General features: G+C 70.5%; 5 protein-coding genes. 3 read left to right on the top strand and 2 right to left on the bottom strand.

Annotated elements, in window-relative coordinates:
• Positions 1–138 precede the first annotated feature (138 nt).
• Entirely contained in the window at positions 139–1,152 is a 1,014-nt protein-coding gene (locus PKE44_RS02210) for a dihydroorotate dehydrogenase-like protein (RefSeq protein WP_324548028.1), read from the bottom strand.
• Positions 1,152–4,796, bottom strand: a complete 3,645-nt coding sequence (nifJ, locus tag PKE44_RS02205) for a pyruvate:ferredoxin (flavodoxin) oxidoreductase (RefSeq protein ID WP_324548027.1) — start codon at positions 4,794–4,796, stop codon at positions 1,152–1,154. The genes PKE44_RS02210 and nifJ overlap by 1 nt, the downstream gene beginning before the upstream one ends.
• Positions 4,797–5,263: 467 nt before the next feature.
• Between nifJ and PKE44_RS02200 the strand changes: the two genes are divergently transcribed.
• The 3 genes from PKE44_RS02200 (at position 5,264) to PKE44_RS02190 (ending at position 10,149) form a co-directional block, all read left to right on the top strand.
• Positions 5,264–7,459, top strand: coding sequence for a trehalose-6-phosphate synthase (locus PKE44_RS02200; protein ID WP_324548026.1), 2,196 nt, complete (start codon positions 5,264–5,266; stop codon positions 7,457–7,459).
• Between the two features lie 123 nt (positions 7,460–7,582).
• Entirely contained in the window at positions 7,583–8,365 is a 783-nt protein-coding gene (gene otsB, locus PKE44_RS02195) for a trehalose-phosphatase (protein ID WP_324548025.1), read from the top strand.
• Complete coding sequence (locus PKE44_RS02190) at positions 8,362–10,149, top strand: glycoside hydrolase family 15 protein (protein ID WP_324548024.1); 1,788 nt, start codon at positions 8,362–8,364, stop codon at positions 10,147–10,149. Before otsB ends, PKE44_RS02190 begins: the two co-directional genes overlap by 4 nt.
• The last annotated feature ends 96 nt before the right edge of the window (positions 10,150–10,245 follow it).

The raw sequence follows: 10,245 nt of genomic DNA, 5'->3' as shown, positions 1-10,245 counted from the left end.
GCCAACGTGCGCCTGTACGCCGCGATCACGGAGGACGGCCTTCATCAGCGCGTGCTGGCCGGTGAGAATCGCGGCCGGCTGCTGCAGCATGACCGCGTTGTACGTGCTTACGCGGGGCCGGTCAGCGCCGGCGCGCGCTCAGCGCCACACCCCGCGCGCCGAGCGCCAGCCGTCGAGCACCTCGCGGTAGTGGACGCGCTCGTAGCCGCCCGGATCGGAGATGCGCGCCTCGCTGAGGCTGCCGCGGATCTGGCTGATCGATTCGAACTCGTGCACGGACATCCAGCCGAGCAGGCCGGCGAGGATCTCGGCGACGCGCTCGGGGCCGTGCGCGAGCAGCGCGCCGACCACCTGCACGGCGTCGGCGCCGACCAGCAGCAGCTTGGCGAGCTCGGCGGCCGACTTCACGCCGCCGCCGGCAGCGAGCGAGATCGTCGTGCGTCCGCGCAGCATCGCGATCCAGTGCAGCGCCAGCAGCGCATCGCCGGGGTGCGACAGCGTCGGGCGGTGCACGAGGCTCAGCGTGTCGATGTCGATGTCGGGCTGGTAGAAGCGGTTGAACAGCACGAGCCCGCCGGCGCCCTCGCCTTCGATCCGGCGCACGAAGTGCGGCAGCGCGCTGAACTGCGGCGAGAGCTTGACCGCGAACGGAATCCGCACGTGCGACTTCAGCGCCGCGACCAGATCGAGGTAGCGCTGCTCGACCTCGGTGCCGGACTCGGCCGGCGAGGCGGCGAGGTAGTAGACGTTCAGCTCCAGCGCATCGGCCCCGGCCGCCTCCAGCGCCTGCGCGTGGTGCAGCCAGCCGCTGCGCGAGACGCCGTTGAGGCTGGCGATGACCGGCACCGCCAGCGCGGTCTTCAGGCGCTGGAGCTGTTCGACGTAGCGCTCCAGCGCGTTGCGATAGCCCGGATGATCGGGCAGGAATCCGTCGGCCTCGGCGTGGCCGAGCGCAGCCTGGTCGCGAAAGCGCAGCCAGGTTTCCTCCTCCTCGATCAGCTCCTCCTCGAACAGCGAGTGCATGACCAGCGCCCCGATGCCGGCATCCTCCAGCCGGCGCGCGTGGTCGAGGTTGCGCGACAGCGGCGAGGCGCCCGCGATCAGCGGGTTGGCGAGCTGCAGGCCCAGGTACTGCGTGGCGAGCGGGTTCATCAGGGCACATCCTCCTCGGTGGTGGCACCGGCTGCGGGCTCGGGCAGGGTGTCCTGATCGAGTCCGGCCAGCTGCTCGTAGTGGTGGTAGCGGGCCAGCACCTCGGCCTGCGCTTCGGCGCGCAGGCGTTCGGCCGCGGCCGGATCGGCGAGGCGCAGCATCTCGAAGCGGCCCTCGGTGCGGGCGTACTGCTCGAAGGGCAGGCTCGGGCGCGCGCTGTCGAGCTTCAGCGCGTGCTCGCCGGCGCCGGCGCGGCGCGGGTCGTAGCGCAGCAGCGGCCAGTGCCCGCAGGCGACCGCCAGCTCCTGCTGGCGCAGGTTGCGCGAGAGATCGACGCCGTGGGCGATGCACGGCGAGTAGGCGAGGATCAGCGACGGTCCGGGCCAGCTTTCGGCTTCGAGGAAGGCGTTCAGCGTCTGCTGGTCCTTCGCGCCGAAGGCGACGCGTGCGACGTAGACGTGGCCGTAGTCCATCGCGAGCAGTGCGAGATCCTTCTTGCCGACGCGCTTGCCGCCGGCCGAGAACTTGGCGACCGCGCCGCGCGGCGTCGCCTTCGAGGTCTGGCCGCCGGTGTTCGAGTAGACCTCGGTGTCGAGCACGAGGATGTTGATGTCGCGATCCGATGCGAGCACGTGATCGAGCCCGCCGTAGCCGATGTCGTAGGCCCAGCCGTCGCCGCCGACGATCCACACCGACTTCTTCGCCAGCGCATCGGCGAAGTGCTCCAGCCGGCGTGCGCGCGGATCGGGCAGCGTGGCGAGGCGCGTGCGCAGATCGGCGACGCGCAGGCGCTGCGCGGCGATGCCGGCCTCGTCGGACTGATCGGCCCCGAGCAGCGCCTCGACCAGCGTCGTGCCGAGCGCACCGGCCAGTTCGCGCAGCAGTGCTTCGGCGTGCTCGCGCTGCTGGTCGAGCGCGATGCGCATGCCGAGGCCGAACTCGGCGTTGTCCTCGAACAGCGAGTTCGCCCAGGCCGGGCCGCGGCCGTCGCGGTTCGCGGCCCAGGGCGTGGTCGGCAGGTTGCCGCCGTAGATCGACGAACAGCCGGTGGCGTTGGCGACCAGCATGCGGTCGCCGAACAGCTGGCTCGCGAGCTTCAGGTACGGGGTTTCACCGCAGCCGGCGCAGGCGCCGGAGAACTCGAACAGCGGCTCGTGCAGCATCGCGCCGCGGATCAGGCCGATGCGCGTGGTGCTGCGGTCGGCCTCGGGCAGCTGCAGGAAGTACGCCCAGTTGGCGCGTTCGGGCTCGCGCAGCGGCTCGGCCGGCGCCATGTTCAGCGCCTTGCGCCGGTGCTCGGACTTGTCGCGCACCGGGCAGACCTCGACGCAGAGGTTGCAGCCGGTGCAGTCCTCGGGCGCGACCTGGTACACGATGCGCAGCCCGCTGCCGGCGTATTCCTTGCCCTTGGCCGGCGCGCTGCGGAAGCCGGCCGGGGCTGCATCGGCCTGTCCGGACGTCAGCAGCTTGGCGCGGATCGCCGCGTGCGGGCAGACCAGCGGGCACTTGCCGCACTGGATGCAGAGTTTTTCGTCCCAGACCGGCAGTTCGAGCGCGAGCGCGCGCTTCTCGTAGCGCGCGGTGCCGACCGGGAAGCTGCCGTCGGCCGGCAGCGCCGAGACCGGCAGCTCGTTGCCGCGCCCGGCCAGCAGCTCGGCGGTCACAAGGCGCACGAACGCCGGCGCATCGGCCGGGATCGGTGCATGAACGGCCTCGCCGGCTCCGTCGTCCGCGGCTTCGTCGCGCTCCGGCACCGGGATCGCGTGCAGGGCCGCGAGCGTGGCGTCGATCGCCGCGTGGTTCTGCTCGACCAGCCGCCGGCCCTTGCGGCCGTAGCTGTCCTCGACCGACTGCTTGAGCGCCGCGATCGCGGCCTCGCCCGGCAGCACGCCGGAGATCGCGAAGAACGCCGTCTGCATCACGGTGTTGATGCGCCGGCCCATGCCCTGCGCCGCGGCGAGCGCGTAGGCGTCGATCGCGTACAGGCGCAGGTTCCGGCCGCGGATCGTGGCGCGCACCAGCGGCGGCAGCGAGGCCCAGAGCCGCCCGGGGGCGAGCGGCGTGTTCAGCAGCAGCGTCGCCCCGGGCTTGGCGTGCGCGAGCAGTTCGGGGCGCGTCAGGAAGGCCGGCTGGTGACAGGCGACGAAATCGGCCTCGCCGGCGCCGATCAGGTAGGCCGAGCGGATCGGTCCGGGGCCGAAGCGCAGGTGCGAGACCGTCATCGCGCCGGACTTCTTCGAGTCGTAGACGAAATAGCCCTGCGCGTGGCGGCCGGTGTGGGCGGCGATGATCTGCACCGAATTCTTGTTCGCCGACACCGTGCCGTCGGAGCCGAGGCCGTAGAACACGCAGGCGGTGACGCCGGCCGCCGCGCCGCTCTTCCAGTGCGGGTCGAAGTCCAGGCTCAGATGCGTCACGTCATCGTGGATGCCGATCGTGAACGGCGAGCGCGGCACGGTGGCGGACAGCTCGTCGAACACGGCCTTCGCCATCGCCGGCGTGAACTCCTTCGACGACAACCCGTAGCGCCCGCCGATCGTGCGCGGCAGCGTCTGGAAGGCGCCGTGACCGTGCTGCGCGAGCGCGGCGATCACGTCGAGGTGCAGCGGCTCGGCCGGTGCGCCCGGCTCCTTGCAGCGGTCGAGCACGGCGATGGCGCGCGTCGTGCGCGGCAGCGCGGCGACGAAGTCGGCGCCGGCGAAGGGCCGGTACAGGCGCACGCGCAGCACGCCGACGCGCTCGCCGGCAGCGAGCAGCGCATCGACGGTCTCGTGCACGGTCTCGGCGCCCGAACCCATCAGCACCAGCACGCGTCCGGCCTCGGGGTGACCGTGGTAGTCGAACAGCCGGTAGCGCCGTCCGGTCAGTTCGGCGTAGCGATCCATGGTCCGGCGCACGAGGCCGGGCAGCGCGTCGTGATACGGATTCGCCGCCTCGCGCGACTGGAAGAACACGTCGGGGTTCTGCGCGGTGCCGCGGATCGTCGGGTGCTCCGGCGTCAGCGCCCGTTCGCGGTGGGCGCGGATCGCGGCCTCATCGAACAGCGCGCGCAGCGTGTCGTCGGCCGGCGGCTGCACGAGCGCAAGCTCGTGCGAGGTGCGGAAGCCATCGAAGAAGTGCAGGAACGGCACGCGCGCGACCAGCGTCGCCGCGTGGGCGATCGCCGCCAGGTCGGCGGCCTCCTGCACCGAGCCGGAGGCGAGCAGCGCGCAGCCGCAGCCGCGCACGGCCATCACGTCCGAGTGATCGCCGAAGATCGACAGCGCGTGCGTTGCCAGCGTGCGCGCCGCGACGTGCAGCACGAACGGCGTCAGCTCGCCGGCGATCTTGTAGAGGTTCGGGATCATCAGCAGCAGGCCCTGCGAGGCCGTGAAGCTGGTCGCCAGCGCTCCGGCGGCCAGCGCCCCGTGTACGGCACCGGCTGCACCGCCCTCGGACTGCATCTCGACGACCTGCGGCAGCGCGCCCCACAGGTTCGGTTTGCCGCGCGCCGCCCATTCGTCGGCGTATTCGCCCATCGAGGAGGCCGGCGTGATCGGGTAGATCGCGACGACCTCGCTCGCGGCATACGCGACGCGGGCGGCAGCTTCGTTGCCGTCGAGGATTTCGGGACAGGCGGGGTGCGGCAGCAGCGGGGCGTTCATGACGCCACCTCCGGGGGCAAGTCAGGGATCAGACCTGACCTTGCCTGTCGGCCGGGGGGGTGGGACATGATCTGCGTCAGCGGGCGATCTGCCGGCATGTGGCTGACGTTTCGTAATGCGGAGTAAAAAAGACGTCATATCCGGCCGGAAGCTCCGGATTTCATGCTGATGTAGCGCATTGCGAAATATGTTCCGATATGTGGAACAAAATGTCGGGTCGATTGCATGACATGCATGGATCACGATCGCTGTCCGGCGTGCGGGCGGCATGGTGCAGTGCCTCGTCAGGATGTGTCTTGCGGCACGTTTGCTGCTTTAATCCCGGGGCGCCCCTGACCCGGTCTGTCCGCCGGCAGCCTTGGCACCTGCTTCAGACTTCCGGCCCCGGCGGTCGTGTCAGGCCGATCCGCCCCGTGCGCGGACGTACCGCGACCGTGCACGCCTCCCCCCGGAAGCTGCCCATGCGCATGACCACCCGGTTCATCGCATCGCTGCTGGCGGTGCTGGCCGTCGTCGCCGTGGCCCTGTCGCCACTGATCGGCGGCCTGATCTCGCGCTGGTTCCAGCGCGACATCGAAATCCGTTCCGGCCTGGTGTTCCACACGCTCGAGGCCCCGCTGGCCGAGCGCCTCGGGCGTCACGACGCCGATGGCATCCGTACGCTGTTCGACGATGTCGATCGTGACGAACGTGTGGCCGGCGTCGGCTGGTGCGATGCCCGCAACGTGCTCGTGCATCGCAGCCGGCGCATGCCGGACGGCTTCTCGTGCCGTTTCGCGCCGGCAACCACCGGCGAGCCGGTCTTCCGCAGCGAGACCTCGTTCGGCCGGCAGTTGCTGGTCGGTGCGTTTCCGCTCGCCGGCGGCCGGCTCGTGATCGTGCACGACATCGGCTACATCACCGACCGCAGCGCCAGTGCCCAGGGTTATCTGGTCGTGTCGCTGATCGTGCTCGCGGCGCTGATCTCGATGGTGACGGTGCTGGTCGCACGGCTGACGCTGCGCGACTGGCTGCGCACCGTGCGCGACAGCTTCGCGCAGCCGGTGGCGAGCGCAGCGAAGCCGTCCTCCGCCGATCTGGCGCCGCTGGTCGACGAGATCCGCCAGCGGTTGCGCGCGCTCGACGGCGTGCGCCGCAGCGTCGATGACTTCCGGCTGAACTGGGCACCGGAGACGCTGGCAGCGATCCTCGATCGTGAGCTGCCGGATTCCGAGGTCATCGTCGTTTCCAACCGCGAGCCCTACATCCACAACCTCGTCGACGGCCGGATTGATCTGCAGATTCCGGCGAGCGGCCTGGTCTCGGCGCTGGAGCCGGTGATCCGTGCCTGTTCCGGCACCTGGATCGCGCACGGCAGCGGAAGCGCCGATAACCTGAGCGTCGATGCACACGACCACATTGCCGTGCCGCCCGATGCACCGGCCTACACGCTGCGCCGCGTCTGGCTCAGCGAGGCCGAGCAGGACGGCTACTACTACGGGCTCGCCAACGAGGGCCTCTGGCCGCTCTGCCACATCGCCTTCGTGCGCCCGGTCTTCCGCGATGGCGACTGGCAGCAGTACGTGGCGGTCAACCGCAAGTTTGCCGACGCCGTCATCGCCGAGGCCCGCACGCCGCGGCCGATCGTGCTGGTGCAGGACTACCACTTCGCGCTGCTGCCGCGCATGGTGCGCGAACGTCTGCCGGAGGCGACGATCGTGACCTTCTGGCACATCCCGTGGCCGAACGCCGAATCGTTCAGCATCTGCCCGTGGCGCGGGGAAATCCTGCGCGGACTGCTCGGCAGTTCCATCCTCGGCTTCCACACGCAGTTCCACTGCAACAACTTCCTGTCGGCAGTCGACCGCTTCCTGGAAAGCCGCATCGATCAGGAAGAGGCAACGGTCACGCACGGTGGTGAGACGACGCTGGTGCGCCATTATCCGATCTCGATCGAATGGCCGCCGCAGGCGATCCGCAGCCTGCCGCCGGCCGCGGTCTGCCGCGCACAGGTGCAGGAACGCCTCGGGATCGGCGCCGACGTGCGCCTCGGCGTCGGTGTCGAGCGCTTCGATTACACCAAGGGCATCCTCGACCGCTTTCTGGCGGTCGAGGCGCTGCTGGTCAACCATCCGGAATGGGTCGGCCGCTTCTCGTTCCTGCAGATCGCCGCGCCGACACGCAACCGCCTGCCGGTCTACCAGCAGTTGCGTGCCGAGGCCGAGGCCCTGGCCGAGCGCATCAATGCCCGTTACGGCCGGCCGAACTGGCGACCGATCGTGCTGCTCGCCGAGCATCACAGTCCGGTCGAAGTGTTCCGGCTGTTCCGTGCCGCCGATGTCTGTGTGGTCAGCAGCCTGCACGACGGCATGAACCTGGTCGCCAAGGAGTTCGTCGCCGCGCGTGACGACGAGCGCGGCGTGCTGGTCCTCAGCACCTTTGCCGGGGCCTCGCGCGAACTGCTGGAGGCGCTGATCGTCAATCCCTACGACACCGCCGGCATGGCCCGGGCGCTGGTCGCGGGGCTGTCGATGTCCGGGGCCGAACAGGGCGAACGCATGCGGCTGATGCGCGAGATCGTCAAGGAGAACAACGTCTATCGCTGGGCCGGGCGCATGCTGCTCGACGCCGCACGCATCCGCAAACGCGGTCATCTGCTCGGCTGGATGGAGACCATGAACTGAAGCTGCGTCCGCGCGCCGAGGGAACGATCGGCGCGTGCTGCTTTCTGCGCCAGGGATGCGCGCGCAGACCTCAGGCCAGCGGCACTGTCCTTGCTCACCCCGTGCCCCCGAGCAGAGAAGCTGATGACCGATCCGACGTACCTGCCACCGCCGCCCGTTCCGGATGCTCCCTGGGCGCTGTTTCTCGATGTCGATGGCACGCTGATCGAACTGGCCGGGCGGCCCGATGCCGTTGCCGTGCCGCCGGAGCTGCCGCTGCTGCTGAACGCCCTCGACGAGGCGCTCGGCGGCGCACTGGCGCTGGTCAGCGGCCGGGCCCTGGCCGAGGTCGAAACCCTGTTCGCGCCACACCGCTATGCGATTGCCGGCGGCCACGGCGCCGAATGGCGGCCGGCCGCCGATGCGGCGATCGAGTGCAGGCCGAAGCCGGCGCTTGCGGCCGCGCGCAAACGGCTCGAAGCCTTTGTCTGCACGCATCCGGGCACGCTTCTCGAAACCAAACCGCACGCGCTGGCGCTGCACTGGCGCAACGCACCGGCGGCCGAGTCCGAGGCGCTCGCCTGCATGGCCTCGGTACAGGCCGGGCTTGACAGCGGCTTCCGGCTGCTGCGCGGCAAGTCGGTCTGCGAGCTGCTGCCAGAGGGCTTCGACAAGGGGGCAGTCGTTGCCGGATTCTGCACCAGCCCGCCTTTCGCCGGCCGTGTGCCGGTGTTCATCGGCGACGACGTCACCGACGAGGCCGGCTTTGCCGCCGTGCTCGCGCGCGGCGGCATCGCCGTGCATGTCGGTACCGCCGGTCGCCCGACCTGCGCCACCCGCCGCCTGACCGACCCCGCCGCCGTGCGAGCCTGGCTCGCCCGCGACGTGCTGCCCGCCTGCCAGCGTTACGGAGTCCCGAACCCATGAGCGACCTGAATCTCGGCATTCTCGGCAACTGCATCATCGCGGCCCTGGTCGACACCGAGGCCCGCATCGTCTGGGGCTGCCTGCCGCGGCTCGACGGGGATCCGGTGTTCTGCGCGCTGCTCGACAACGGGCCGGACCCGGAGCGCGGCGGCTACTGGAGCCTGACGCTGCCGAACGGCCGCACGCGCGAGCAGGCCTATCTGCCGAACACCGCGGTGCTGCGCACCGTGATCGGCGACGCCGAAGGCAATGCCATCGAGATCCTCGATTTCGCGCCGCGCCACAAGCAGTACGGGCGCATGTACCGGCCGCCGATGCTGGTGCGCTGCGTGCGGCCGCTGTCCGGACGGCCGCGCATCGTCACGCACCTGCTGCCGCGCTTCCAGAACGGCGAGCTGCGCCCGAACATCACCCGCGGCAGCAACCACGCGCGCTACGTCGGGCCGACGCAGACGCTGCGCCTGACCACCGACGCACCGCTGTCCTACGTGCTCGAACACGTGCCCTTCCTGCTCGACCGGCCGATGCACTTCGTGCTCGGGCCGGACGAGATCCTGAACGCCGACATCGCCGAGACCGCCGGCGGCCTGCTGGCGCGCACGCGCGACTACTGGCGCGACTGGGCGCGCTCGCTGACGATCCCGTTCGAATGGCAGGACGAGGTGATCCGCGCCGCGGTGACGCTGAAGCTCTGCGCCTACGAGGAAACCGGCGCCGTGGTCGCGGCGCTGACCACCTCGATCCCGGAGGCCGCGCATTCGCAGCGCAACTGGGATTACCGCTTCTGCTGGCTGCGCGATGCCTACTTCGTGATCCAGGCGATGAACCGCCTCGGCGTCACGACGACGATGGAGGCCTACATCGGCTACATCATGGACATCGTCGGCGATGTCGAGACCCAGGGTCTCGGCCCGCTGTTCGCGATCACGCGCAGCGCCGATCTCTCCGAGCGCGTCGCGCCGGCGCTCGCCGGCTACCGCGGCATGGGGCCGGTGCGCATCGGCAACGAGGCCTGGCTGCAGGTGCAGAACGATGTCTACGGCAGCGTCGTGCTCGCTGCGACCCACGTGTTCTTCGACCGCCGGCTCGAACTCGCCGACCGTCACGGCCTGTTCGAACAGCTCGAACGCATCGGCTCGCGCGCCGTGCAGGTCTGGGACAAGCCCGATGCCGGGCTCTGGGAGCTGCGCACGCGCGAGCACGTGCACACGTTCTCGGCGGTGATGTGCTGGGCAGCCTGCGACCGGCTCGCCAAGATCGCCGGCGTGATCGGCCGGCGCGAACGCGCGGCCTACTGGCGCGAGCGCGCCGATGCGATGCACGCGCGCATCTGCGCCGAGGCCTGGCACGAGCCGGGCGGCTACTTCGCGTCCTGCTTCGGCGGCGGGGACCTCGATGCCTCGCTGCTGCTGCTGAACGAACTCGACTTCCTCACGGCTGACGATCCGCGCTTCGCGGCCACCGTCGATGCGATCGGCACCAGCCTGCGCTCCGGCGACTTCCTGTACCGCTACCAGATTCCGGACGACTTCGGCCGGCCCGAGACCGCGTTCACGGTCTGCGCGTTCTGGTACGTCGAGGCGCTGACCGCGCTCGGGCGCCGCGACGAGGCCCGCGACCTGTTCGGCAAGCTGCTGGCGCGGCGCAACCCCCTCGGCCTGCTGTCCGAGGACCTCGACTGGCACACCGGCGAGCAGTGGGGCAACTTCCCGCAGACCTACTCGATGGTCGGGCTGATCAACTGCGCGATGCGGCTGTCGATCGGCTGGGAAGAAGCCTTCTGAGCCCGCCCTGCGGCAGCGGCCGCCGCTGAAGGCGCGCCGCGCTTGCAGCCGGCGCGGCGCTGGCGTCTGCTGGGCTTTCCGATCGCCGACCCGGAG

This window comes from Plasticicumulans sp., from assembly GCF_035331805.1.
GTDB lineage: Bacteria > Pseudomonadota > Gammaproteobacteria > Competibacterales > Competibacteraceae > Plasticicumulans.
The sequence above is the reverse complement of the archived record's forward strand: the minus strand, read 5'-3'. Positions and strand labels throughout refer to the sequence as shown.

Coding starts and splice junctions, on each gene's coding strand:
- otsB (WP_324548025.1), top strand. CDS start 7,583: ATGACCGATCCGACGTACCTGCCACCGCCGCCCGTTCCGGATGCTCCC.
- nifJ (WP_324548027.1), bottom strand. CDS start 4,796: ATGAACGCCCCGCTGCTGCCGCACCCCGCCTGTCCCGAAATCCTCGAC.
- PKE44_RS02210 (WP_324548028.1), bottom strand. CDS start 1,152: ATGAACCCGCTCGCCACGCAGTACCTGGGCCTGCAGCTCGCCAACCCG.
- PKE44_RS02190 (WP_324548024.1), top strand. CDS start 8,362: ATGAGCGACCTGAATCTCGGCATTCTCGGCAACTGCATCATCGCGGCC.
- PKE44_RS02200 (WP_324548026.1), top strand. CDS start 5,264: ATGACCACCCGGTTCATCGCATCGCTGCTGGCGGTGCTGGCCGTCGTC.